Annotated in this window: 27 protein-coding genes; 13 read left to right on the plus strand and 14 right to left on the minus strand. The window is 63.9% G+C overall.

Annotation, left to right across the window (positions count from 1 at the left end):
- Positions 1–165: 165 nt before the first annotated feature.
- The gene (locus tag ACLEJU_RS26805) at positions 166–1,914 is read right to left on the minus strand and encodes an OPT family oligopeptide transporter (RefSeq protein WP_435424748.1); all 1,749 of its coding nucleotides are present in this window, start codon (positions 1,912–1,914) and stop codon (positions 166–168) included.
- 282 nt (positions 1,915–2,196) lie between these two features.
- Here ACLEJU_RS26805 and ACLEJU_RS26810 point away from each other — a divergent pair, with 282 nt between their 5' ends.
- Together ACLEJU_RS26810 and ACLEJU_RS26815 are read left to right on the plus strand one after the other, a co-directional pair.
- Positions 2,197–3,174, plus strand: coding sequence for a YiiG family protein (locus ACLEJU_RS26810; RefSeq protein WP_435424747.1), 978 nt, complete (start codon positions 2,197–2,199; stop codon positions 3,172–3,174).
- 160 nt (positions 3,175–3,334) lie between these two features.
- Entirely contained in the window at positions 3,335–3,712 is a 378-nt protein-coding gene (locus tag ACLEJU_RS26815; RefSeq protein WP_435424746.1) for a DUF4440 domain-containing protein, read from the plus strand.
- Positions 3,713–3,727: 15 nt separating this feature from the next.
- On the opposite strand, the gene ACLEJU_RS26820 is transcribed toward ACLEJU_RS26815, so the two are convergent.
- Complete coding sequence (locus ACLEJU_RS26820; RefSeq protein ID WP_435424745.1) at positions 3,728–4,498, minus strand: class I SAM-dependent methyltransferase; 771 nt, start codon at positions 4,496–4,498, stop codon at positions 3,728–3,730.
- Positions 4,499–4,571: 73 nt separating this feature from the next.
- Between ACLEJU_RS26820 and ACLEJU_RS26825 the strand changes: the two genes are divergently transcribed.
- Together ACLEJU_RS26825 and ACLEJU_RS26830 are read left to right on the plus strand one after the other, a co-directional pair.
- The gene (locus ACLEJU_RS26825; protein WP_435424744.1) at positions 4,572–4,934 is read left to right on the plus strand and encodes a hypothetical protein; all 363 of its coding nucleotides are present in this window, start codon (positions 4,572–4,574) and stop codon (positions 4,932–4,934) included.
- A 229-nt stretch (positions 4,935–5,163) separates the two neighbouring features.
- Positions 5,164–5,520 carry a hypothetical protein gene (locus ACLEJU_RS26830; RefSeq protein WP_435424743.1) on the plus strand — a complete coding sequence of 119 codons (357 nt, stop codon included), beginning with the start codon at positions 5,164–5,166 and terminating at the stop codon, positions 5,518–5,520.
- A gap of 59 nt (positions 5,521–5,579) precedes the next feature.
- Here the strand turns inward: ACLEJU_RS26830 and ACLEJU_RS26835 are convergent, their stop codons facing one another.
- Entirely contained in the window at positions 5,580–6,350 is a 771-nt protein-coding gene (locus ACLEJU_RS26835; protein WP_435424742.1) for an SDR family NAD(P)-dependent oxidoreductase, read from the minus strand.
- 126 nt (positions 6,351–6,476) lie between these two features.
- Here ACLEJU_RS26835 and trbK point away from each other — a divergent pair, with 126 nt between their 5' ends.
- A complete protein-coding gene (trbK, locus tag ACLEJU_RS26840) occupies positions 6,477–6,656 on the plus strand; it encodes an entry exclusion lipoprotein TrbK (RefSeq protein ID WP_435424741.1) in 180 nt (59 codons plus the stop codon).
- 34 nt (positions 6,657–6,690) lie between these two features.
- On the opposite strand, the gene ACLEJU_RS26845 is transcribed toward trbK, so the two are convergent.
- The 8 genes from ACLEJU_RS26845 to ACLEJU_RS26880 all read right to left on the minus strand — a co-directional run bounded on the left by ACLEJU_RS26845 (position 6,691) and on the right by ACLEJU_RS26880 (position 14,357).
- Positions 6,691–7,233 (minus strand): AAA family ATPase, encoded by a 543-nt coding sequence (locus ACLEJU_RS26845; protein ID WP_435424740.1) that lies wholly within the window; start codon positions 7,231–7,233, stop codon positions 6,691–6,693.
- A gap of 76 nt (positions 7,234–7,309) precedes the next feature.
- Entirely contained in the window at positions 7,310–8,326 is a 1,017-nt protein-coding gene (locus tag ACLEJU_RS26850; RefSeq protein WP_435424739.1) for a 5'-nucleotidase, read from the minus strand.
- Positions 8,327–8,377: 51 nt separating this feature from the next.
- Positions 8,378–9,112 carry a hypothetical protein gene (locus ACLEJU_RS26855; RefSeq protein WP_435424738.1) on the minus strand — a complete coding sequence of 245 codons (735 nt, stop codon included), beginning with the start codon at positions 9,110–9,112 and terminating at the stop codon, positions 8,378–8,380.
- Positions 9,113–9,163: 51 nt separating this feature from the next.
- Positions 9,164–9,454 carry a YceK/YidQ family lipoprotein gene (locus tag ACLEJU_RS26860; RefSeq protein WP_435424737.1) on the minus strand — a complete coding sequence of 97 codons (291 nt, stop codon included), beginning with the start codon at positions 9,452–9,454 and terminating at the stop codon, positions 9,164–9,166.
- A gap of 26 nt (positions 9,455–9,480) precedes the next feature.
- The gene (locus ACLEJU_RS26865) at positions 9,481–11,928 is read right to left on the minus strand and encodes an alpha/beta hydrolase (protein ID WP_435424736.1); all 2,448 of its coding nucleotides are present in this window, start codon (positions 11,926–11,928) and stop codon (positions 9,481–9,483) included.
- Positions 11,929–11,937: 9 nt separating this feature from the next.
- Positions 11,938–13,380: a TIGR01777 family oxidoreductase gene (locus tag ACLEJU_RS26870; RefSeq protein WP_435424735.1), complete on the minus strand. Its 1,443-nt coding sequence runs from the start codon at positions 13,378–13,380 to the stop codon at positions 11,938–11,940.
- On the minus strand, positions 13,373–13,855 hold the full coding sequence (locus tag ACLEJU_RS26875; protein WP_435424734.1) for a cell division protein: 483 nt from the start codon (positions 13,853–13,855) through the stop codon (positions 13,373–13,375). Before ACLEJU_RS26875 ends, ACLEJU_RS26870 begins: the two co-directional genes overlap by 8 nt.
- Positions 13,856–13,928: 73 nt before the next feature.
- The gene (locus ACLEJU_RS26880; RefSeq protein ID WP_435424733.1) at positions 13,929–14,357 is read right to left on the minus strand and encodes an Rrf2 family transcriptional regulator; all 429 of its coding nucleotides are present in this window, start codon (positions 14,355–14,357) and stop codon (positions 13,929–13,931) included.
- Positions 14,358–14,498: 141 nt separating this feature from the next.
- Between ACLEJU_RS26880 and ACLEJU_RS26885 the strand changes: the two genes are divergently transcribed.
- Positions 14,499–15,383: an NAD(P)/FAD-dependent oxidoreductase gene (locus tag ACLEJU_RS26885; protein WP_435424732.1), complete on the plus strand. Its 885-nt coding sequence runs from the start codon at positions 14,499–14,501 to the stop codon at positions 15,381–15,383.
- Between the two features lie 20 nt (positions 15,384–15,403).
- On the opposite strand, the gene ACLEJU_RS26890 is transcribed toward ACLEJU_RS26885, so the two are convergent.
- Positions 15,404–16,393: a GlxA family transcriptional regulator gene (locus ACLEJU_RS26890; protein WP_435424731.1), complete on the minus strand. Its 990-nt coding sequence runs from the start codon at positions 16,391–16,393 to the stop codon at positions 15,404–15,406.
- A 130-nt stretch (positions 16,394–16,523) separates the two neighbouring features.
- Here ACLEJU_RS26890 and ACLEJU_RS26895 point away from each other — a divergent pair, with 130 nt between their 5' ends.
- The 3 genes from ACLEJU_RS26895 to ACLEJU_RS26905 all read left to right on the plus strand — a co-directional run bounded on the left by ACLEJU_RS26895 (position 16,524) and on the right by ACLEJU_RS26905 (position 18,898).
- A complete protein-coding gene (locus ACLEJU_RS26895; protein WP_435424730.1) occupies positions 16,524–17,162 on the plus strand; it encodes an HD domain-containing protein in 639 nt (212 codons plus the stop codon).
- 323 nt (positions 17,163–17,485) lie between these two features.
- On the plus strand, positions 17,486–18,274 hold the full coding sequence (locus tag ACLEJU_RS26900; protein WP_435424729.1) for a formate/nitrite transporter family protein: 789 nt from the start codon (positions 17,486–17,488) through the stop codon (positions 18,272–18,274).
- A 180-nt stretch (positions 18,275–18,454) separates the two neighbouring features.
- Positions 18,455–18,898: an acetyltransferase gene (locus ACLEJU_RS26905; RefSeq protein WP_435424728.1), complete on the plus strand. Its 444-nt coding sequence runs from the start codon at positions 18,455–18,457 to the stop codon at positions 18,896–18,898.
- A 23-nt stretch (positions 18,899–18,921) separates the two neighbouring features.
- On the opposite strand, the gene ACLEJU_RS26910 is transcribed toward ACLEJU_RS26905, so the two are convergent.
- On the minus strand, positions 18,922–19,899 hold the full coding sequence (locus tag ACLEJU_RS26910) for a D-2-hydroxyacid dehydrogenase family protein (protein ID WP_435424727.1): 978 nt from the start codon (positions 19,897–19,899) through the stop codon (positions 18,922–18,924).
- Between the two features lie 172 nt (positions 19,900–20,071).
- Complete coding sequence (locus ACLEJU_RS26915; protein ID WP_435424726.1) at positions 20,072–20,983, minus strand: LysR family transcriptional regulator; 912 nt, start codon at positions 20,981–20,983, stop codon at positions 20,072–20,074.
- 94 nt (positions 20,984–21,077) lie between these two features.
- Here ACLEJU_RS26915 and ACLEJU_RS26920 point away from each other — a divergent pair, with 94 nt between their 5' ends.
- The 4 genes from ACLEJU_RS26920 (at position 21,078) to ACLEJU_RS26935 (ending at position 24,208) form a co-directional block, all read left to right on the plus strand.
- Complete coding sequence (locus ACLEJU_RS26920; protein ID WP_435424725.1) at positions 21,078–22,247, plus strand: MFS transporter; 1,170 nt, start codon at positions 21,078–21,080, stop codon at positions 22,245–22,247.
- A gap of 65 nt (positions 22,248–22,312) precedes the next feature.
- On the plus strand, positions 22,313–22,675 hold the full coding sequence (locus tag ACLEJU_RS26925; protein WP_435424724.1) for a DUF6508 domain-containing protein: 363 nt from the start codon (positions 22,313–22,315) through the stop codon (positions 22,673–22,675).
- A 79-nt stretch (positions 22,676–22,754) separates the two neighbouring features.
- The gene (locus ACLEJU_RS26930; protein WP_435424723.1) at positions 22,755–23,264 is read left to right on the plus strand and encodes a sigma-70 family RNA polymerase sigma factor; all 510 of its coding nucleotides are present in this window, start codon (positions 22,755–22,757) and stop codon (positions 23,262–23,264) included.
- Entirely contained in the window at positions 23,264–24,208 is a 945-nt protein-coding gene (locus ACLEJU_RS26935) for a FecR domain-containing protein (RefSeq protein WP_435424722.1), read from the plus strand. The genes ACLEJU_RS26930 and ACLEJU_RS26935 overlap by 1 nt, the downstream gene beginning before the upstream one ends.
- The last annotated feature ends 43 nt before the right edge of the window (positions 24,209–24,251 follow it).

Here is a 24,251-nt window from a genome sequence, read left to right on the forward strand (position 1 = left end):
CCCCCCCCCCCCAGATTGATGAGTGTGTCTTGTGGGCTCGGAGATGGGGAGAAGAGACAGGCCGGGGCCGCTTCGCGGCCCATCGCCGGCAAGCGCGGCTCCCACAAGGCCAGCGCACAGCTTGCCGGCGATGAGGCCGGTACTGACAGGCGTATATGCCACTCCCTACAACCCTCGCAACATCGCCCAGAACGACGCCCCCACCCCCATGATGCTCTCACCGGCAATCAACCCCGCCGCCGCAGTAATCGCAAACCGGTCCGTCACACTGGGCCACCGGCAACTGACCAGCCAGGTCACCACGGCGCCAAGCCCCATTATCAGGCTGATCGATGCCGGCAGGATGAACGCCAGCCCCAACGCGGCTGTACTCGGCAGCCAGCGGGCCGCCCGTTGCGGCAGCAGGCTGTCCAGCGCCCCCAGCAGTACGCCAACGCTGCAACCCGCCACGATCGCCCAGCGCAGCTCTAACGACAGTGCACCCAGCCCCTGCGTGAGCGTCTGCGCTACCGCTTTCCAGGTCGCCACGGCCGGTGCCGGCCACTGCTCGGTAAGCAACAAGGCTTGCGGATCGGGAATCAGCACTCGATACACCAGCACCCCGACCACACTACCGATCAAAATCCCGATGCACTGAGCAACCAGTTGCTTGTGTGGCGTAGCACCAATCGCCAGGCCAACCTTGAAGTCGTTCATCAGGTCGGTGGATTGCCCGGCCGCGCCACCCGCCGTGTTGGCGCTCATCAGGTTGATCGCCACCTGGCCTGGGGCGATCACACCGAAGCTCAGCTGCGACAGCTTGCCGATGGCGCCAATCGGCGCGATGCCCGTGGCGCCGACTACTCGCGCCGCGACCACGGCAAGGCACACCGCCAACGGAATGCTCAGCAGCGCCATCCACCCATCGATCCCGAACAACAGCACCTGCAGGGCCACGACCAGCGCCATGGACAGCAGCAGCCCCGACGCAGGCCATGGCGTAAAGCGCATCCTGGCGCGTGGCGTGCGCTGCTCAGCGGGCGATCGTCGGGGTACCTGAAACAGACGAACCGACAACGAAGTCAGGGTCGCACAGACCATCAGGCTCACACCCGGCCACAACAGCCATTCCACCAGCGCGGCGAACTGTGGGCCGCTGGCGTTCGGGGCCAGCGCCACCAAGGCATGCTCGATCAGCCACGGCGCCAATCCGCCCCAGGCCAGCGCAGCGCCGATCAGCAACGTCAGCCCCACGCGAATGCCGATGATGCTGCCGAAACCGATCAGCATCAGCGAAGGGTCGACGGTGAAGGTCAGGCGTTCGAGCGCCGGCGTGGGCGCCCAGCGCGGTATCGTCCAGACAAACCCGTCCACCCATTTCACCAGTCCTGATAGCAGCGCGGCGCTGCACAACACCCTGATCCGTGCCATGGCTTCGCGCCCATGGTTGTAGATCTGCTGCAGCGTTTCCAGGGTCGCCATGCCTTCGGGAAACTTCAGGCCATGGTCGTTGAGCAGGGCGGGGCGCAGGTACCAGGCGATCCAGATGCCCAGGAAACTCACCGAGAACACCCAGGCCATCATCGGCACCGGGTCCAGCTGGTGTCCGGTGAGCAGGGTATAGGCGGGGATCGGCGCGACCAGCCCTCCCGACACGATGGAGGCTGCGGCCGACGCCACGGTCTGGTTGATGTTGCTTTCGTGCAAGGTCCACGCGGGGCGATGCTTGCGGCGCCCCGCCAGGCTCTGCCACAGGGCGAAACCGACCAGCAGGGCGATGATCGACATGTTGAACGACCAGCCGATCTTCAGCCCTGCGTACACATTCGAGGGCGTGAGCAAGATGCCCAGCACCGTGACGGTAAACACCGCCCGCAGGCTCAGTTCACGTTCGACGCGAATCTGGGGGAGGGCGGTGGAGGGGGCATGTCCCATGGCAATCCTTTGTCGACGTCGCATACGCGCTCTGGACAACTGAGCCCTGACCAGCCACGAAGGTTCACTGCCTACGCCTGTCAGCGCACCCAACCGATCATCCTCACCATCACGCCAGTTTACGACGCAGTCACGGTCGCAGAATGAGAGGCCCGACGCAAAAATGCAAAAAGTTGGAGCCTGTATGAACTTCATCGCGCCTTGGCGCTCTACGATAGCGCTCCCGGCTAGTGGCAATGTGTCAGCAGCCGATCGCCTATCGACAAATCAAGGATGAACACAATGCAAGCAAGACGTGTATGGCTAGCACTGCTGGTCGCCGCAGGGGTTCTGCTGGCGGGTTGCGATAACGGCCAGGCGCCAGGCACTGCAGCGGCGCGGCAAGGTGAGGCTGCAGCTGAGCAACCCAGCGCTGAGCAGATCGAGATCGAAAAATACAACGCCTATGTCGACGCCGCGAACCGCGGTGGCAACTTCGCGGCCATTCTGGATCACCGCCGCACAGAGTATTCGAAGCAGCTCACGTCGAAGAACAAGCTGACCGAGTACTACCTGTTCAGTGCCTATGACATCAGCGGCCTGCGCGACAACCTGAAGAAGGCCCTGGCCTTGTCGTCGCCGATGCCAGAGCTGGACGAGCCGGCAAAGGCGATGCTGGTGGCGCTGGAAAAACTCGAACCGATCCACAGCGAGCTGGCCACTTACGCCGACTCAAAAGGTTACCTGAGCGACGGCGGCCAGAAGGGCAAGGACATGGAACCGGCCCTGGACGCGGCGCTCGAAGGCGTTGCCGTCGAACAGGTCAAGTTCTACGACGGCCTGAGCAAGCGCGACGAGATCAACACCCAGCAAGCATTCGACGCAGCCGAAAAGGACTCGCTGGCCTACTACCGCGCCGGTATCGTGCTGTACGCCAAGCAGTCGGTGCGCTTGTCCACGGACTTCTTCCAGTCGGCCGGGGCCGAGGCGTCGGTCAAGCCGTTTGAAGAAAGTCTGGGCAAGACTGCGCAGATGATTGAAGGCTGGCACAAGCAGAGTACCGCCAAGGGCCCGGGCTGCACCGTGTTGCTGAGCCAGATGAACCAGTTTGTCGGCAAGGGCCGCCAGGCCATCGACACGGCCAGGACTGGCGGCTACAAGTACGATGAGCAGCGCCAGATGGCGTGGAAGAACAACAACCCGATCGAGCGTGATGCGAAGTTCTTCGGCAAGTCCTTTGACGATGTGATCAACGGGCTGAACTCGACAACCTGCAGTTGAGCAAGGCGGGCGCATGGATACCAGTCGATCCGGGCGCCCATGAGACATATGCAGCAGACCCAGGCCGTCACGGCACTGGGTCTGCTGCTTTTTTCAACAGCCCGGATGGTCGACACCAAACGGGAACATTGCATCGCCGTTGAACCAGGACTGAAACGCCATGAATCCTTACCTACAAGAAGTCATCGACCTGCACCTACTGATCGAAGCGCTCTTCGCCAGAGGGGAAGGCCAGGTCGAGGCCATGATCGAGCGCTTCACGCCGGACTTCTCCATGATCACGCCGACTGGCTTGCAGGTATGCCTGCAGGATGTAGCCACCCTGTTTGCCAAACGTGCCGGTAGCCAGCCAGGGTTGACCATCGAGCTCACCGGGTTGGAAACCTTGGCGCAAGGGCCGGACGGCGCAGTGGTCCGCTATCAGGAGACACATCGGCTGCCCGGCCAGGACTCGAAGACACGGCTCTCGACGGCACTGTTCAGCCTTCAGGGAGATCGCGTTCTGTGGCGCCATCTGCATGAAACCTGGGCGGCGTGATTTCCCGCTTGGGCCTCAGCCAAGTCGCTGGCAGAGGTACGCCTGGGTCTGATAGGGAAACGCGATGGTGTCCTGGCCGCGCAGCGCCGGATGTGTCTGGATCAGTTCGCGCAGTTGCCGGGTTACCTCGGCCTTGTCCGAAGGCGCCAGGCTGGCGATGAAACTGACCGACAGAATTCGGTCCATGATCACCGTTTCGGCACTGCCGCGGTGACTGTGCGCGAAGCAGGTCAGTTCAGGCGCCGAGAAGCCTGAGCCGTCGAACGCAGCGCGCCACTGGCCGGTATGAAAGCGCGGTGTATCACCCTCGTAAGGGGTGATGATCCGGGTAATCGCCGCCACCCAATCGACCGATTCGTCCCGTACGTTCCACACCAGCCCCAGGCGGCCGCCAGGCGTGAGCACCCGATGGATCTCTGCCAGTGCCAGGGTGTCCGCGAACCAGTGGAAGGCCTGGGCGCACAGCACCACGTCGGCACTGGCAGCGTGCAAGGGTATGGCCTGGGCGGTTCCGGCAAGCACCTCAATGCCGGGCACACACTTGGCGAACTCCTGGCGCATCGCATCGACGGGCTCGACGGCCGTCAGCCGGTCCGTCAGCGGCAGCAGCAAGTGCGTGAACTTGCCGGTGCCGGCGCCAAGATCGACCACACGGGTCTGCCCGTTGATCATCAGCCTCTGCTGCAGCCAGGTGGACAGGGCTTCGGGGTAGGTTGGCCTGCCTTGGGTGTAGGTCTGGGCCTGGCGGGAGTAGCCGGTCTGCGCGGCGTCATGAACGGGGGGCATATTGGCTGGCTCCTGATGGTTCAGATAAGGTTCGGCTGTCTGAAATGGAATGTCACGTGAAGGCACGAGGGTCATGGATAACTTGAGTGATATGTACGCGCGTTTGCACAACCGTCGATTCACCGTCGCCAGCAACAGCCAGGGCTTATCGGGTAGCGGCACGGTGTTCCGTTATTTTGTCGACGGCGAGGCCATTACCAGTACCTACCAGGGCGGGCGCATCCGTGTGGGCAATCAGGTGGGGCGGGTGACGGGCGGTAACACCTTAGAACTGCTTTTCCAGTGCATCACCACCGAGGGCGAGCTGCTTGCCGGCTGGTCGCGCGGTGAGGTGGGCCAGGACCTGAGCGGGCGTACAATGCTGCGCTTTGTCTGGGGCTGGTTGTCCGGTGCAGAGGGTGGCGGGGAATCCAGGTATGTCGAGCTGGACGACTAGCAGTCGATGGCGCATTGCCACAGCAAACTGCAGATTTCATGGATGAGGTTAGCGCGCGCCAGGAGATAGAACCCTGCGTTGGCGCCTAACGCTTTGTGCCCCCGTCGTTTTTTTTGTTATAACTCCCACCCCTTGAACGGGTTGAGCCAGTCGTATCGCTCAAGCGCAACTGTATGGAAGCGGCCAACCCATGGCCCTTTACCAATGGACGTTTCAAACAGAGGTTTCAATGCACGCCAGGAAAATGCTGTTCGCAGGTCTGGTCGCCACCCTCGCCGGGTGCGGCACCATCGGTAACAACATCGTGTCGGACCAGGAGCTTGCCACCAAGGCAGCCTTCGCCCTGGATACCACCGCCGACCAGGTCACCGTTTCCAACCGCTCCGGCGAAGTCTCCGGCGCCATCAACTTTGTGGCCGCCACCCATGGCCGCAAGCACCAGTGCTATATCACCACCGTGATGGGCGCTGTGAGTTCCAGCGCCATCTGCTCGGGCGCGAACTCGGTGAGCAGCGCCAACGCTGGCAGCCAATCCGGCAACAACAACTGCAATGCGCTGCTGAGCGCCGCCGGGCAGTGCCGCTGAGTTGAGCCGTTCGCCAGCTTCACGCGTGGGGCTGGCGGGTAATGGGTTGGGTGATGCGTTCACCATTCGATCGTTCGCCCATCCCACGCCCAGAACCCTCCGCTGTCCGTGGGCCCCAGCCGCCCGACCTGCTCGATGACACACTGTGCCGCGAAGGCAGGGTCAAACAGCTTCCCCGCTGGCACATTCCCTTGAAACGGACGCGACAGCTGCGTGTCAGTGGTCCCGGGATGCAACGCCAGTACGGTGGCTGCCGGATTCAGGCGCCTCAGCTCGATACTGGCGGTGTGCAGCAACTGATTGAGCGCCGCCTTGCTGGCTCGATAGCTGTACCAGCCCCCCAGGCGGTTGTCGCCGATCGATCCCACCCTGGCTGACAGCGCCGCAAAGGTGGCGGACTCCTTGCGCAACAAGGGCAACAGATGCTTGAGCAACAATATTGGCGCGAAAGCATTGGTCGCGAAGCTTGCCTGCAGGCCGGCGAGGTCCAGCTGTGCCAATGATTTCTCGGCCTTGGCGCCGTCCTGATGGAGGATGCCCAAGGTACTGATTACCAGGTGAAGGTGATCGCAGCGCTGTGCGAGCTCTGCCGCCAGTGCTGCGAGCGCGTGCTCATCGCGCGCGTCGCAATCCATCAGTACCAGTCGTTCACCGTGCTGCCTGGCGAGTAGCGCGAGGTCGTCATTGCCGCTGGCATTGCGAGAAACGCCCCAGACCCTGGCCACATCATCGCGGGCCAGCAATGCCGCACACAGTGCCAGGCCGATACCTCGGCTTGCGCCGCCTATCAGGACTTCGGCTGTGCCATTTAGGCCGGGTATCAAGCTCATGCTTTTGCCTCTATAGGCTGAAGGGGTTCAGTGACAGTCTGGCATTGAACTCGTCCTGTGACGCGCTACGCTTTGGGCAAGCATCTTTTCTTTCGCCAGACCTCCCCCCGTCAATGGAGTGAGCCGATGATTCGCAAAGCCCTACTTGTGATTGTCAGCGTGGTGGTTCTGGCGGCCTGTGGCGACGATTCGTCCCACTACGCGGTGTCCGATGAACACTGCCAGCCCGATCGTTTGAAGACACTCCCCAGCAATGCCAACCGGGATACGCTGGTCGAAAAGTGCATGCCTCGACAATCCCCATGAGACTGCGCAGGGGGCCGCATAGCCCTCAAGATGTTCAAGCACCTTTCAACATCGATACCGGTTTGCGTTTGGCTGCGGGCAAGCCGTCGAGAAATGCCCTGACTTCCCGTTTTCCCCGTAAATGCAGAACCGGCACCTGCGGCCCGACCTTCTGGCGTACGGCCTCGATGCCTGGCCGATAACCACGGTCGAACGTCCACACGAACTTGAGGAATTCAATGTCGAGCTTGTCTTCACAGCCATCGGCACGATCAGGCCGAGGCTGGTTGCGCAGCAGGCGCAGCAGTACCCGCCTGAAGCAGGTAAGCCGAGGGGTATCGAGCCAGATGACCACGTCAGCACGTGGCAGGCGCAGGTCGAAGGTGCGGCGGGCATAGTTGCCCTCGCAAACCCAGGCATCGCCGGCAACCGCCTCGCGGACACGGTCGCGGAACTGCTCGGCGTCCGGCTCGGCCCAGCCGGGTTCCCAGAACAGTTTGTCCAAGTGGACCACGGGTAGATTGAGGCGCTCTCCGAGCAGGCGGGCGAGGGTGGACTTGCCGCTACCGCCGTTACCGAGGATGACGATTCGTTGCATGGGGACTCCCTGTCGCAAGCAAACCGGCGATTCTATCCCTGGGTAACCAGACCTACAAATAGTCATGCCTCTCCAGTCATGCTTCTCCGGATACTCGGTCTTCCGGTTTTACCTGCGTGATTGAATCATCGTTCACTATTGCCGGCTTTGCCGGTTGCGGTGTGCGCACTTTGTTCGCTATTCCAAACGGCACATGGACCATCGGCAGGTCCCCCGCCGCCGAGAACAAGTGACTGCGCTGGTCATCGAAGAACATGTGCGGCTTGAGAATCTGCAACACCCGGTCCTTCTCCATTCCGCCAAGGAAGAATGACTCATCCGGCGAAACCCCCCAGTTCTTCAGCGTCGTCACCACCCGCTCATGGGCAGGCGCGTTGCGCGCCGTGACGATCGCGATGCGCAGGATGCGCTTGTACGCCGGGTCTTGCGCCAACTTGCGGTCTTCCAGTTTGCGAATGAGCGACAGCTTGCGGTAGAGGTCTGCCAGCGGCCCCGGCTGGTGCGGGATGGCCTTGCGGTCCCGCTCATGGGCCTGGAACTCATCCAGGTTCAGGCGCTGCTTGTACACGCTCTCCGCCTCGTCATCTGCAATCACGCCATCGAAGTCGAAGGCCACCCGCAACTCGGTGTCGATCTCGTCATCGTAGATCTTCGTCGGCAGCACCAGGCCCGCCGGGTAGTCGGCATCGATGGCCCGCTGCACGTCGCCCTCATGGGCACTGAGGAACAGCGAGGCATTGAACGCCGGGATGTATTCGTACGGCGAACGGCCGGACATGAACGCGGCGCGGGTGATGTCCAGGTCGTAGTGACTGATCGAGCGGAACACCCGCAGCCCGGTTTCCGGCGAGTTGCGCGAGAGCAGCACTACTTCCACTGGCAGTTGCTCAGGGAAGGCCTTGTTGATGCTCAGGAAGCGGCGGATGAACGGGAAGGCCACGCCCTTGGGGAAGGGCACGTCGAGGTTCTTTTCCTGGTGCAGGCGATACGCATCGACACCTTCGGCCTGGTAGACGTTGTCGGAGACGGTTAGGTCGAACAGAGCGCTGGAAGCGACGCCGACGACGAGTTTCTGTTCGATGGGGTAGGGCATGGCTGGCGCGCTCCAGTTAATGTCGTGTTCCGTTGCTGCCCCTCGGGCGCACTACAAGATGGTTGCTGCGCTTGAATTACTCTTTTGTTCAAGCGCCAGCTCGGTCAGCGCAACCATGCGATCGTAGTGCACTAATTTCATCTGGCTATAGGCACACAGTATAAAGAAAAAGAAGTTTGCAACGGCCACTGCAAATACCCATTGCATGGCATCCGGTATACCAGCGCTGCTCAGGTTTTTTTCAAGCGTCGTGAGACCTGTAATGAGTGCGAGCAAACCTGGGAAAATGCCAATTTTCTCCAGAGCACCTGTGACCATCCAGGTCCTCTTTTCGAAGCTGTTTCGTTCGCTTGTGAGTTCCAGTATTCCCAGCTTCAATGTGTCGGAGGAGAGTGACGTCAGCGAGTGAAGGTACTGTGCGTCGACGTTCATGGTCGCTTTGACATTCCACTCCAATAAGCTGGCAAAGGGCGAGCGCACTGCCTTTATAAGCGATTGCTTGAGTACCCACAGGGTGAGGAATGGATAAATGAACATTGCTACATAGGAAAGCGTGATCAAAATCCAGCAAATCTGAAAAATCCAGGGTGTCTGCGAGTATTTTGCGAAGAATGCCAGCGCAACCGCCAGTACAGATGGCGAGATCATCGCGATCCAGAAGTACCGGAATATTATATGACTGACCTTGTTGGACTGCCGTTGCATGCGGTCAGCTCGGGCATTCTGTTTGTATGCCTGCTCGATGTCGGCCATGACCTGAAGATACTGCTCGATTTCTGTGTACACTCGGTTACCTTTTCCTACACCTCTTAGAATCCAGTTGTCCTGATCAGCGGGCTACATGACCTTGATCGAACCATCCATGTTGCACGTGTGGTTATCTCCACCCATGTCCTCAGGCAGAAACGCCGTCAGGTCATAAGGCAACAGCACCGTATCCAGCGCAAGGGAGAAGGGCACGTCGATCAGGCCAGCCCAGCCGCCTGGTCCGTTCTGCGTGGCAAAGTTCCAGCCAAAGCGCGTGCCCGGGTACACGCAGCGCTCGCCATCGAGGTGAGTGAGCATGCTCCAGCAGCCACTCAGCATCAGTGCCAGCGTGAGCGTCAGGTACTTGGCAATCCTTTTCATAAGCGCTGTCACACGTCCCTTGTCGTTCATCGCTGCGGCCCTTCAACCAGCCGCAGTTCGCCATCCTGGTACTGCACCTCGCGCCCCAGCCACTCGCTACTGACCTGCGGCAGCACCGCCGAGGGCTTGCGCAGCTCGCGCAACAAGGTCGAACCATGGGACAACCGCCCACCCATGCGCGCGATCACGGCTCGCGCAGCCTGATAGTGAGCGTGGCGGCCGGGGTCGAGGCTGTCTTCGAGGAGGATGTCCTGGCCCAGGATGCCTTGTACCTGGCCGGGGTAGATCATGAAACCGCTGGCTTGTTCGCAGCCCTGGCTGCCGTCCTGCCAGAAGCTGCCGTCGCGGCTGCGCACATCCGGATGCGGGGCGAACCAGTGTGCGCGCTCGGCCTCAGGCATGGCGTGGTGCACGCGGAAGAAAATCCGCATCAGGTTGTCCCGGTACCATTCGCGCACTTGCAGGTAGTAACCCCGCAAGCCGGGCAGGCCAAGGCGGTGGGCCAGAGTGACGGCGCCTGGCCAGGCCGGTAGTGGCTGCAGGGGCAGTTCGCTCGGCGCCGGGCGCGGTGTGCCGGGGTCGGTTTCCCACGGCAGGCGGTGGGGGCTGTACTGCAGGTTGTCGTAGGCGGTCGGTGGTCGGCCCAGCCAGGCGCCACCGCTGCTGGCCAGGGCCGTGGCGATGCACAGGTTGCCTTGCACCACGAAGACGTAGAAGCGGCTGAACCAGTCGGCCAGTTGCTGGCCGCTGGCGCCGGCGGCCTGCAGCTGCGCCAGTTCCGTGTCGAAGCGTTGCAGGCCCGGGGCCAGGGCTTGCAGGTGGCGGCGTGCGGCGTGCTGCATGCGCCACAGGCGGGGCAGCGAGCGCAGCAGGCGCAGCGGGCGCCAGGGCAGGGCGGGTGTGGCACCGCCGACTTCACCCGCGTAGTTGGCAGCGCAGATGCCCCAGTCGGCCAGGCGTGCGAGGAACAGGTCGTTGTTGATGTAGGAAGCGCCGCCGAACACGGCGGTAAACGGTTCGTTGTCCTGCAGCACGCGACTGTCCCAGCGCGCCATGATTGCCGGAATGCTGGCGGCGGCACGGCGCTGGGCGTATTCGACGAAGCGGCTGGGCTGCGGCGGCAGGATCTCGGCGATGTTGGCCGAGGTCAGGTGGCGGCGCCAGCCGTGCTCGCTGATCGGGCGGTACTGCAGCAGCCACAGCTGCTGGCCGTCCCAGGCCCATTCGATATCGCCGGGAACGTAGTGGAACACCTTCAGCACGGCTTGCAGGAAGTCCCAGATCGCTTTGGCAGTCAGGCCGTGCAGGTCGGCGAACTGGCCGCTTTGCCAGGCGGGGCCCAGGCGTGACAGCGTGGCACGCTGGGGGGTGGCCTGGCCGTCGGCCAGAGCTTCCAGGTGGCCTTCGAGCCACTCCAGCTCCACCGAGAGATGGCGCACGAAGGCGATGCCGGACACCGTCGGCTGGATGAAGCGCTGCACCACTACTTCCTCGACGCCGGCTGCACGCAGTTCGATGACGCGGCCGGCGACGGCGTCGCCGGGCACGCGCAGGTAGGTGGTGCTCAGGCCGGCATTGGCGGCATCGGCCTGATCTTCGGCGTAGCTGGAGGAGCGCACGGCCCACAAGGCATCCGGGGCCGAGGCCAGCAATCTTGCAAGGCGCGGGTCATGGCTGTCGTCGAGGCTCAGAGCTTCGGGCACGGCTTGTCCGGCCAGTGCTGCCAGTTGCAGGCGGCCGCCTTTGGTGTGGGCGACGAAACCTTGGGTACCCGACTCCAGCCAGGTGGCGAATGCCGCGGGCGCGTCGATCCAGGGATAATGGCCCCAACCGGGTTGCAGGCTGATGCGCAGGTCGGCGCGGGCGAGGATCGCCGACCAGGCAGCGGCCTGGGCGATCCCCAGGAGGCGGTCGTGGCCGCCCCATACCAGCTCGATCGGGTCGGTGACCCACTCCAGCAGTGGCAGTGCGGTGTCGGCGCGCAGTTGCGCCCAGGAGGGCACGAAGGCGCGGCAGCGGGCGTAGCCAGCACCCATGCGCTGGTATCGTGCGGGCGTCCAGCGCTGGCTGGAAAACTTGCGGGCGAACCAATGTGGCTTGTGGCTGAGCAACCCGTGGATGGCCTTGCGCAGCGGCAGCGGCGACATCAGTGCCGGCAGGCGCCGTTGCCAGAGGAAGGCCCCGACCGGGGCCAGCAGCACGCTGCGGCTGAAGTGACCGGGGCTGCGCTGCAAGGCATGCAGGACGATCAGCGCGCTGACGCCCACGGCCATGATCGCGTGGCCGCGCTCGGTCAGCGCGAGCAGGGCTTGCGCGTACTCGTCCAGGCTGGCGCAGGGCGGCGCGGGGTTGTCGCCGAAACCGGGCAGCTCCAGCGCCTGTATCCGGTAATGCCGGAAGTGCGGCAGGGCATCATCCCACCAGTCGGCGGCGCTGCCGTTGCCGGCCAGCAGGTACAGCAGGGGCTTGCTCATCGATGCTCCTCAGGCCAGGTCGCGCAGTGCGCTGTCCAGGGTTGGGTAACGGAAGCGGTAGCCGGCCTGCTCCAGGCGGCTCGGCAGCACGCGCTGGCCATCGAAGAACAGTTCGGCCATTTCGCCGGCCAGGGCCCGTACCGGTGCGGCCGGGATATGCAGCCAAACCGGGCGCTTGAGCAGTTGGCCAACGCTGTGGGCGAAGGTGGCCTGGCTGACCGGTTCGGGAGCAACCAGGTTGTAGGTGCCCTGCATGTCGCTGTCGGCCATGGCGCGCGCCATCACCGCCAGCACGTCATCACGGTGCACCCAGCTCATGATCTGCTGGCCATCGCCCATGCGCCCGCCCAGGCCCAGGCGGAACGGCATCAGCAGGGGCGTCAGCGCGCCGCCCGGGCCGAACACCACGCCCAGGCGCAGCACCACCTGTCGGGCGCCGAGGGCGCTGGCCAGGCTGGCAGAAGCCTCCCAGCGATCGCACAGCTCGGCCATGAAACCGTTGCCTTTGCTGGCGCTTTCGTCCAGCTGCTGATTACCGTCGCGTACGCCGTAATAGCCGATGGCCGAGGCCTGGATCCACAGCGCCGGTTTGTGCCGGGCCTGGCGCATCCAGCGCAGCAAGGCCTCGGTGGTACCGACCCTGCTGGCCAGTAGCTGGGCCTGGCGGCGTGGTGTCCAGCGTGGCCCGGCGACGGGGGCGCCGGCCAGGTTGATGACCACGTCGAAGCGCTCGTCGTGACCGAGCTTGTCGAGGCTGCGCAGGCAACGGGCGCGGCCGTCGAATAGGTAGGCGGCGCGCAGCGGGTCGCGGGCCAGCACGCTGACGCTGTGGCCGGCATCGAGCAGCTGGTTGACCAGCGTCTCGCCGATGAAGCCGGTGCCACCGGTGACCAGCACCTGTTGGTAGGCTCCCCCGGCAAACGGGTTGGCCGGCTGCCCCTGGCGCTGCATGCGCAGTGTCGCCAGCGCATCACGAATGCCCGACGCGGTCACGCCGAGGGCGAACAGGGTCAGCAGCCAGCCGCGCCAGCCGAGGTCGATGGCCACCAACCCGGTGGGCAGGCTCGACCACTGCAGCAACTGCAGGCCGTACAAGGCGAAGAAGGCGCCGGCGTTGATCGCCAGCACGGTGTGCATGATGCGCTCGATGGCCGGCAGCTTGCGGCTGCGGTCCTCGACCACGAAGTCCCACAGGGTCAGGCCGATTTCCAGGGTGAACACCACCGCCACGATGATCGCCCAGACGCCCTGGAAGGCCACGTGGGCGATACCTAGGAACAGGATGCCGTAGCAGCACGAGCGCACCGCGTGGATCGCCAGCTCCAGCCGCGCGCTGTAGCGTTGGGGCAGGGCCACGGTCAGTTCATGGTGGTAAATAGTGTCCAGCGCGCCCAGCAGGCCTTGGATCAGCAACAGGTTCAGGGCCCAGGTCAGGATCGGCAGTTCAGCCACGTTCAAGTCCTTCCAAAGTGGTGGTGGGGCGGTCGTGGCGATACAGCCACAGCAACGGCGGCAGCAGGGCGATCAGGGCCAGGCCATCGATGACCAGGTGCGACCACATGCCGGCCTGCAGCGACACCAGCATGTCCTGCGGTGCCCACAGCACGATGCCGAATGCCAGCCAGACCCAGGCGTTGTGGCTGCGCAGGCGGTCGCCCAGCTGGATCAGGCCGAGCATGTACAGTGAATAGCTTTGCAAGGTGGCGCCGAACAGCGCGAGCCACCACACCTGCTGCTCGCGGGCAGGGGCGGGTGCTGCCTGGCCCCAGAAGGCCTGCTCGATGCTCAGTTGGTAGTTGCCCAGCAGCGAGCTATGGCCGGCCCAGGTCAGGCCCAGGCCAATCAGCAAGTGCATCAGCGCTGCGGCTTGCAGCCAGCGCACCAATGCACGGCGCACAGCGGGGTGCGCTATAGATGAGTGGAGCATTCCGTGTCCTGTCGGCTTCCATGTCGGCCGGCAGTGTACCTCGATTTGCCGAGGCAGCGGCGCAACTGGCAGGCTACAACGCCTGGTAGCGCCCCTCGAAGTCACTCGCCAGCTGCTCCAGCGTCACGCTCCCCAGGCGCTCCAGCAGCAACGCCTGCGCCGCCTCGAAGGCATCGGTCAGCGCCGCATTGACCGCCTGTTCCACCAGGCACTGCGGGTGGTCGGTGGACAGACCGATGGCAAAGATCGACGCGCCGCCCAAGGCCTCATGGATATCCAGCAAGGTGATGTCGGCCAGCGGTTTGGCCAGCGTCCATCCGCCGCGGTGCCCCTTTACCGAGTTTACGTAGCCTTGCTCCTTGAGCAGGGCCATGGTTCTGCGCACCACCACCGGGTTGGTCCCGAGCATCTGCGCGATGGTTTCCGAAGTGGCGGGTTTGTCGTGCCGGGCCATGTGGATCAGCACGTGCAGCATGCGGGACAGGCGGGTGTCGTTTCTCATGGGTAATCGGCGTTCGGGAGATACCGGGCAGCCTCACACGAAACAACAAAGGTTACAAGACCATTGACGTATCGCGCTCATGTAACTTACGTTGTGTCGTGAGTTTCATAAGCGGGCCCTGGCCCCTGGGAGAATGAGCAAATGTTCGACGTGATCATTGTGGGCGGCAGCTATGCCGGTATTTCTGCGGGTTTGCAGCTGGCGCGGGCGCGCCGCAAGGTGCTGGTGATCGATGCAGGCGTGCGGCGCAACCGTTTCGCCCACAGTTCCCATGGCTTCCTCGGCCAGGATGGGCGCAACCCTGGTGCGATTGCCGAAGAGGCGCGTGGCCAGCTGCTGGCTTACCCGACGGTGCAGTGGCTGACGCAGTCGGCCGTTTCGGCAGTCAAGGATGGCGAAGGATTCGTGGTGGGCACTGTGAACGGCGAGCAGTTCAGCGGGCGCCGCTTGATCCTTGCCTCCGGTGTAGTGGATGAGTTGCCCGCGATCTCAGGCTTGGCAGATCGTTGGGGCCAGAGCGTGTTCCACTGCCCATACTGCCATGGCTACGAGCTGGATGGCGGGCCGATTGGCGTGCTGGCGGCGTCGCCGGTGGCGATCCATCACGCCATGATGCTGCCCGACTGGGGGCCGACCACGTTCTTCCTCAACGGCGTGTTCGAACCCGATGCCGAGCAGCTGGCGCAACTGCAGCGGCGCGACGTGCAGCTGGAGCGGGAAGGTGTTGTGGCCGTGGAAGGGGACCGCGCCAGTGTGACCCTCGCCAGCGGCCGCGTGGTCGAGTTGGCGGGGTTGTTCACCCAACCACGCACGCGCATGGCCAGCCCGCTGCCGGCGATGCTCGGCTGTGCGTTCGAAGACGGGCCGATGGGGGCGTTCATCAAGGTCGATGCACTGCGTGAAACCAGCGTGCCAGGGGTTTTTGCATGTGGTGATGCGGCGGTGGCCGCCGGCAATGTGGCGATCGCGGTGGGCGAGGGCGCCAGAACAGGCGGCGCGGCTCATCACTCATTGATTTTCCGCTAGGCCATTTTGGAATGTCGCAATCATTGCTCTGCAGGGGCGCGGCTTTGGGCGCCAAAGCGCTTGCGATACTCCGCTGGCGTCACGCCCACATGCCGCACAAACGCCCGCCGCAAGGTATCGGCATTGGCAAACCCGCACAACGCCGCCACCTGCTTCGGTGGTTCGCGCCCGACCTCCAGTCGCGCCCGTGCGGCATTGACCCTGGCCAGTTCGACCCAGGCTGCCGGGGTCATGCCCACGTCGTTCTGGAACACCCGCGCGAAGTGCCTGGGGCTGAGACCCACCCGGGCAGCCAAGTCAGCCACACCGTGATCCAGCGCCGGGTTGGCCGCAACATAGCGTTGCAGGCTCTGCAGCGCCGAGCGCCCGACAGGTGAGGTGCCGCCCTGGCGGCTGAACTGCAGCTGCCCGCCCGGGCGCTTGAAATACATCACCAGTTGCCCAGCCACCTGCCTGGCCACGTCCCGTCCCAGGTCTTCTTCCACCAGGGCCAGGGCAAGGTCCAGCCCTGCCGTTACCCCGGCGGCCGTGCGCAACTTGCCGTCATGCACCTGGATGGCATCTGCCTCGACCTGCACGCGAGGGTATCGCTCGGCCAGCGGTTGCGCCACGGCCCAGTGAGTCGTTACCCGGCGGTCATCGAGCAACCCCGCCGCCGCCAGGGCGAACGCGCCGGTACACACCGAACCGTAGCGCCGGCAGGCGCCCGCGCGCTGGCGCAGCCAGTCAAGAATGCCGGGGCGCAGGTACAGATCGGCGGCGTTTGGCGTACCGGCAACGAGCAAGGTATCGATGGCCTCCAGGTTTTCGCCGATCCAGCCATCGGCGAGCAGGCGCGTGCCCGAGGAGCTCACCAACGGGCCTGGTTCACAGGCCAGCAACAGCAGGCGATAGGCGTCGTACCCGACCTGGCGATTGGCCTCGGCGAACACATCGAGTGGGCCGCAGGCGTCCAGCAGTTGAACGCCGGGCATTGCCAGAATGGCCAGTGTCAGTGGGCGAGGGGGCATGGTGGCTCCGGGTAATGGCTTGCAAGTCCGTAATGCACCGACATTGGCAGGATATGACGCTACAAGTCAATTGAGGACGTTGGCCCCGGCCAGCAGACTGGGCACGTCATCAACCGACCCAGGAGCCACCATGTCCTCATCCATCGCCGGTATCGCGCTGCCCGACAGCGCCATGGCCCGTGAAATCACCGAACTCGTGCGCGACACGGCTTCCCCTTTGTTGTTTCACCATTCCAGCCGGGTGTTCTACTTCGCCGCCCTGGCCGGCCAACGTCTGGGGCTGAAGTACGACAGCGAGCTGCTTTACGCAGGTTGCATGTTCCATGATATGGGCCTGACCCATACCCATAGCAGTGACTGCTGCCGCTTCGAAGTCGACGGTGCCAACGCCGCCCGCGACTTTCTGCAGCAACATGGCATCGACGAGCGCGATGTCGAGCGGGTGTGGACGGCGATCGCGCTGCACACCACGCCAGGCATTCCAGAGCACATGCATCCGTTGATCGCCTTGGTCACCGCAGGTGTCGAGACCGATGTGCTGGGTTTGCACCATGAGGGGCTCAGCGCTGCGCAGCGGGATGCGGTGGTGCAGGCGCACCCGCGTGGGGCGCAGTTCAAGGAGGCGATCATTCAGGCGTTCTATGACGGGATCCGGCACAAACCGCAAACCACCTTCGGCAACGTCAAGGCCGATGTGATTGCTGACAAGGAGCCGGGCTTCCGGCCGGGTAACTTCTGCAGTGTGATTCGCCAGTCCTGCTGGGCCTGATCGCTGGATAGAGCACTGCCCTGTGGGACGCGTCAGCTTCCGGAAGCCGAGCAGGGCAGTTGCTCCACCGCCGGCGATGGGCTGGACAAGCCCCATCAGTGATTACCTGCGCCGTCATCGACCCCATCTATCACCCCATCCACCCTATCAATTTGACTGCGACATTCTGCCTCAGTAACGTGCGCGGCTCTTCGTTGTAGCCCCAGAGACCACCCGTTTTGCCTTCCCCCTGAACCACCCCCGCGTTACCCCGCAACCCGTTAATTCCTGACTTCCGGCATGCCTCTGGGCATGGCTGTCGTCCCTGCGTTCGAGTTTCTGAAATGTCTGTCAATGCCCCCTCCCGGATCACCGAGCTCGTCATCGAAGCCGGTGCCAAGAAAGCCCAATTGCCTACCCGCGCGTTGCTCATCCTCGGCTTCCTCGCCGGCGGCTTCATCTCGATGGGCTTCATCCTGGCCATCCATGTCAGCGCGATGATTCCCGGGCAATGGGCCTCGCTGGGCAACCTGCTGGGCGCCGCAGTGTTCCCGATTGGCCTGATACTGGTGATCCTGGCCGGGGGCGAGCTGCTCACTGGCAACATGATGAGCCTGCCGCTGGCCATGTTCGCTGGGCGCATTCGCCTGAGCGCGGTGGCGCGCAACTGGCTGCTGGTGACATTGGCCAACCTGCTGGGCGCGCTGTTCGTGGCGTACTTCTTCGGCCATCTGCTTGGCCTGACCGAGGGCGCATATCTGGACAAGACCGTGGCCGCCGCCACCAGCAAGGCCAGCGCCGACTTCGTCCATGCCTTTGTCTCCGGCATCGGCTGCAACTGGCTGGTGTGCCTGGCCGTGTGGCTGGCTTTTGCCAGCCGTGAGATGAGCGGCAAGATCCTCGGCATCTGGTTCCCGATCATGGCCTTCGTCGCCATCGGCTTCCAGCACGTGGTGGCCAACATGTTCCTGATCCCGGCGGCTATCTTTGCCGGTTACCTGAGCTGGAGCGCGTTGGTCGAGAACCTGGTCGCGGTGTTCCTCGGCAATGCGGTGGGCGGGGCGATCTTCGTCGGCCTGGCGTACTACGTGTCGTTCGGCGCTGCGGCCCAAGAGCAGGTAGCGGCGCCGTAAGCGCCTTTACCTCGTCGGCAAGGGGAAGGTAGCATTGGCGCCTCCTTCCTTTCCGGCTGTTCTGCCGTGCACCGCCCAGGCGTTGATTCGCGAAGCGGGCATACATGATGCCGACATGAGTACGGTCGCCTTGCCAAGGCGCACCGATAATCCGTCATCAAAAATTATCAGGATGATTCCATGATCATTCGCCAAGCGCTCGCTGCCGATCACCCTCGGCTGCTCGACATCTGGCTGCGCGCCGTGCGCGCGACGCATCAATTCCTGCAGGCGTCCGACATCGACGCACTGCTACCACAACTGCGCGATGTCTACCTGCATGCCGTCGAGCTGTGGGTGGCTGTTGACCCTGAAGACACGCCGCTGGGCTTTATCGGGCTCAACAAGAACCACGTGGAAATGCTGTTCATCGACCCTGACCTGCGTGGCCAGGGTATTGGCCGAGAACTGTTGGATTTCTGCCGCCGCTCACGCGATACCCTCAGTGTCGATGTGAACGAGCAGAATCCGCAGGCAGTGGGCTTTTACCTCCACTACGGCTTCGTGCAGACCGGGCGTTCGCCGCTGGACGGCGAAGGCCGGCCGTTCCCTTTGTTGCATATGGCTTTGCCTGACAAGGCGTAAGCAATAACGCTCAATCCTCCAGATCAGCGCCGTACTGCAAGCGCCTGAGGGTTGGCAACGTTCTTCGCGATGCCTTGGGCGAACGCCACCACGTTGTCGAAGGCATCGCCGAAGTACAGCTCGTAGCCGTTCTTTTCCACATAGCCCAAGTGCGGCGTGCTCATCACCCGCGGGTGCGTGAGCAGGGGGTGGTTCGGCTCGAGTATCGGCTCCTGTTCGAATACGTCCACGGCGGCGAAGCCCGGCCTGCCGGCGTCGAGCGCCTGCAGCAGGGCCCCGGGTGCAATCAGCTCGGCTCGGCTGACATTCACCAGCAGGCTATCGGGCTTCATCCGCGACAGGTCGTTGAAGGTCACCCCATGGCGCGTCGTATCTGACAGCCGCAGGTTCAGGCTAACGATATCGGCCTCGGCAAAAAACACCTCGCGCGAGGTCGCCGCCCGGTGCCCATCCGCCTCGGCCGCCGCCCGGCTACCGTCGCTGCCCCACACCAGCACGGGCATGTCGAACGCCTGGGCATAGCGCGCCAGGCGCTGGCCGATCTTGCCGTAGCCCCAGATCCCCAGCACCTGGCCGGCCACCGCCTGCCCCAGGTTTACCTGCCACTGGCCTTGCTTGAAGGCTTCGATTGCCGGCACCAGCTGGCGGCGGGCGTTGAGGATCAGTGTCCAGGCAAGCTCCGCCGGTGCCACTGGCGAGCCGCGGCCTTCGGTCACGACAATGCCGCGGGCCGTGCAGGCTTCCAGGTCCAGATGGCCAGCGACCTTGCCGGTCTGGCTGATCAGCTTGAGCTTCGGCAGCCGGTCGAGCAGGGCGGCATCGATGCGCGTGCGTTCGCGCGTGAGGACCAGGGCGTCGGCGCCGACGAAGCGGGTGGCCAGTTCGTCCAGCGAGGCGGGCTGCTTGTCGTGGAACACGCTCACTTCATGCCCGGCCAGGCGCTTGAAGCAGTCGAGTGAGCGGATCACGTTCTGGTAGTCATCGGGAATGGCAATGTGCATGGTGGTCGGCCCTGACGGTGTGTTGAGTCTGCGACTAAAGCATAACGCGGTCTTTGAGCGGCATTGTGTCGCGAAAGGGCCGCAGCGCGGCCCCATGATTTCATCAGCGATGCAGTTATTGCCGGGGCTGCTTCGCAGCCCTTTCGCGACACAAGGCCGCTCCAAAGCGGCGTCAGGCTGAAGTCAACGGCCAGCCCTGGTGATGCTCCACCAGAAAGTCCACAAACACCCGCACCCGCGCCGGCATCGCCGGCCCGCCGACGAACACCGCATGCAGTGGCTCGCGGTCGCCCGGGTTGTAGTCTTCCAAAAGCGCTACCAGTTGGCCGTTTTTCAGCTCATCAACTACGGTGAAGGTCCCGATCCGCGCAATCCCCGCTCCCAGCCTGGCCAGTTGTGCCAGCGCCTCGCCACTGCTGCATTCGATATTGCCCGTTACCTTCAGTGAATAATCCTCACCCTCCCGACGAAACGGCCAGTCCGGCGCTGCCCGCCGGAAGTTGAAGCGCAGGCAGTTGTGCTGCGTCAGGTCCTCCGGTACCTGCGGCGTACCGCAACGGGCCAGGTATTCAGGCGAAGCCACCACCACCTGGCCGGTATGGCCGATGCAGCGTGCGCTCAGCGAGCTGTCCGGCAGTGGGCCAAAGCGCAGCGCCACATCGGCCTGGCCGCCATGGATATCGGCGATTTCGTCACTCAGCGTCAGGTCCACCACCACCTGCGGGTAACGGGCGCTGAACGCGGTCAGCAACGGCACCACCGTCAGTCGCCCATGCCCCAGTGCCGCGCTGACCCGCAAGCGCCCGCGCGGTACGCCCTGGTCAGTGATCGCCTCTTCGACTTCGAGCAGGTCCGCGAGGATGCGCCGAGCCCCGCGCAGGTATGCCTCACCCTCGGTAGTGAGGGTGATAGCCCGGGTGGTGCGCAGCAGCAGGCGTGTGCCCAGGCGCTGTTCGGCGCGGGCGATGATGCGGCTCACCGCCGAGGGCGTCAGGCCCAACCCCCGCGCCGCGGCGGACAGGCTGCCTTCATCCACCACCTTGGCAAACACCTCCATCTCTCCGGATCGCCCGTGGTAGTCCATCTGTGCCTCCAGCGCAAAGGTGATTGCCGAAAAACCGGTCTAGTGCATTCAAAAGCAGGATCGTAGCATTCCCGTCATAGATAAGGAGCCTTGTATGCGTATCAATCCCCCTCTCGTGGCACTCGCCATCGGTGCCTTCGGCATCGGTGTTACCGAGTTCGCCCCCATGGGCATGCTGCCCAGCATCGCCGCCGACCTCGGCGTTTCCATCCCTGCCGCCGGGCTGTTGGTCAGCGCCTACGCGGTCGGCGTGCTGCTCGGCGCGCCACTGATGACCCTGGCCACCGGCAAGATCCCGCGCCGCTACCTGCTGATCGGGCTGATGGCGATCTTCACCCTGGGCAACCTGATGTCGGCGATGGCCACCGACTATCAAAGCCTGATGGTCGCACGCATCGTCACCTCGCTTAACCATGGTGCGTTCTTTGGCGTCGGCTCGGTGGTCGCGGCCAGCGTGGTTCCGCCCGAGAAGCGGGCTGGCGCGGTGGCGGCAATGTTCATGGGGCTGACCCTGGCTACCATCGGCGGCGTGCCACTGGCTACCTGGTTCGGTGAGCTGCTGGGCTGGCGCACGGCGTTCTGGGGTATTGCCGGCCTGGGCCTGGCCGCGATGGTCTCGCTGTGGTTCGCACTGCCCAACCTGCCGCTGCCGAAAAGTGGCGGTGCGATGGCCGAAATCCGTGTGCTTGGCCGCGGGCCGGTATTGTCGGCGCTGGCGCTGACCGTGGGGGGTTCCAGTGCGATGTTCACCGTGTTCACCTACATCGCGCCGATCCTGCATGCCCAGGCACAGGCGTCGACGACTTTCATCACCGCCATGCTGGTGCTGTTCGGCATCGGTTTGACCCTGGGCAACATGTGGGGTGGCAAGGCGGCGGACCGCTCGATCGAGCGAACCTTGATGGTGTCGCTGGCGGTGCTGATTGCCGTGCTGCTGGTGTTTCCGGCCACCTTGGGCTGGTCGCTGCCGACCGCGGTGGCGATCCTGGTGTGGGGAATCGCCAGCTTCGCCCTGGTACCACCGCTGCAGATGCGCGTGATGGAAGCTGCCAAGGACGCGCCGAACCTGGCGTCGGCAGTGAACATCGGCGCGTTCAACCTGGGCAACGCGATTGGCGCGGCGCTGGGTGGCGCAGTGATCAATGCGGGGCTTGGGTATCCGGCGGTTTCGTATGCCGGGGCAGGGATGGCGCTGCTGGGGCTGGTACTGACCATCGCCTGGCGGACGCGGCCAGTGGTGCCAGTTCAGCAGGCGGCGGTATAACTGACAGTGGGCTGCAAGGCAGCCCCATTTCTATAGACTTGCCCAGCCTCGATAAGGAAATCACCATGCATCCTACCCAGGCCGATATCGAAGCCCTGCTGTCATACCAATCCCGGCTCTACCCCAATGGCGTGCCGATCAAGACTTACACACTCAAGGAAGGCAGCCGTTGGCCCGACTATGAAGCAGTGGTCAGTGCCTTTTATAGAGAGGCCGCCAGGGACTGCTGGACCGACATCAACTACCGGCCCAGCGCCAACGACCTGCTCAGCGCCCCCGACACCATCGCCCAAGCCACCTTGCCCCAACTCCAGAGCCTGCTGACCTACTGCGTGCGCGGTGAACGCTTCTGTGACGGCCACTGGGCGGCAATGATCGAAAAGGGCCACGTGCTGCGCATCCTTACCCGCTTGGTCGCGTTTGCCTGAGGGCACATAAATGGCTTGGCTCGACGCAGCGTCGTAAATTAGAATCGGTCGCATTTGCGCCCATTCCAGAGCCGCCCCCATGATCGACACCGCGCCGCCCCCGGAGCCCAGCCTGCCTGCCCTCTACCGCGAACACCGTGGCTGGCTGGAAGCCTGGCTGCGCCGGCGCCTGGGCAACGCGTGGGATGCCGCTGACCTTAGCCAGGACACCTTTCTGCGCGTGCTTGCCAGCGCCCAGCCCTTGGAGAACATCCGCGAACCGCGTGCTTATCTGCTGACCGTGGGCAAGCGCCTGCTGAGCAACCTTCATCAGCGCCGCAGCCTCGAAAAGGCCTACCTCGACGCGCTGGCACAACAGCCCGAACAGAGTCTGCCATCCCCCGAACAGCGCTGGATTCTGCTGGAAACCCTGCAAGCCCTGGATGAGTTGCTCGATGGCCTCAAAGCTCCTGTGCGCAGGGCCTTTCTCTGGAGCCAACTGGAGGGCCTGGGCTACGCCGAAATCGCCTTGCGCCTCAATATCTCCGAGCGTACTGTCAAACGCTACATGGCCGTGGCCTATGAGCATTGCCTGCTGGCGGATCTCTGATGGCTACGCACTCTGCCGAGGCGCGCGAAGTGGTGCGCGCCGCCGCCCGTTGGTTGGCACTGCTCGAGTCCGGCGAAGCCAGCTCCGCCGACCTCCAGCGCCTGGCGCAATGGCGCGCCAGCAGTAGCCTGCACGAAAGCGCCTGGCAAAAGGCCTTGCTGCTGCGCGAACGGTTCTCGCAACTACCCAGCGAACTGGCCATGGCCACCCTTGGCCGCCCGGACGCCAGTCGACGGGCTTTGCTCAAGCAAGCCTTGGGCATCGCCGCCCTGGTGCCGACGGCCTGGTTGCTTAGCCGTCAGTTGCCGTTGGAAGCCTGGATCGCCGATATGCACACCGCTGTTGGCGAGCGCAGGCAGATGACCTTGAGCGACGGCACCGCGTTGAAGCTGAACACCGACAGTGCCGTCAACATCGACCTCAAGGCAGGGCGTATCAGGCTTGTGCGCGGGGAGGTGGCAATCAGCGTACCCGAAACAGTCAACCTGAGCCTTCAAGTACCGTTTGGTCAGGTCGCTATCAGCGGTGCCGAGGTCTGTGTGCGAATGTTCGATGAGGCTTGCCGCGTGATGGTCTTGCGTGGGGTTGCGACCTTGCAGCCGCTACGCGGCACTGCCATCACCCTGCAGGCCGGCCAGCAGGCTAGCCTGGTGGCAACCGGCCTGGGTTCGGTCTCGGCCGTGGACGACTTGCTGCTGGGTTGGCGTGACGGCGTGCTGCGGCTGGACGACCGCCCCCTCGGCGACCTGCTGCACGAGCTGCGGCGCTACCGCCCCGGCCTGTTGCGCTGGGCGCCTGAACTGGAATCTTTGCGGGTTACCGGCACCTTCCGCCTCGACGACACCGACCGAGTGCTGGCGCTGCTCGCCGCCAGCCTGCCCCTGGAGGTACATGCCCGTACCCGTTTCTGGGTGACGCTGGCCCCGCGAGAAAATCGTGCATGAGGCTGTCCCCTTTTTTTCCCTCGCCGGTCATTACCGGTAAGAG

Source organism: Pseudomonas sp. SMN11, assembly GCF_052041945.1.
In the GTDB taxonomy this organism is placed as follows: Bacteria; Pseudomonadota; Gammaproteobacteria; order Pseudomonadales; family Pseudomonadaceae; genus Aquipseudomonas.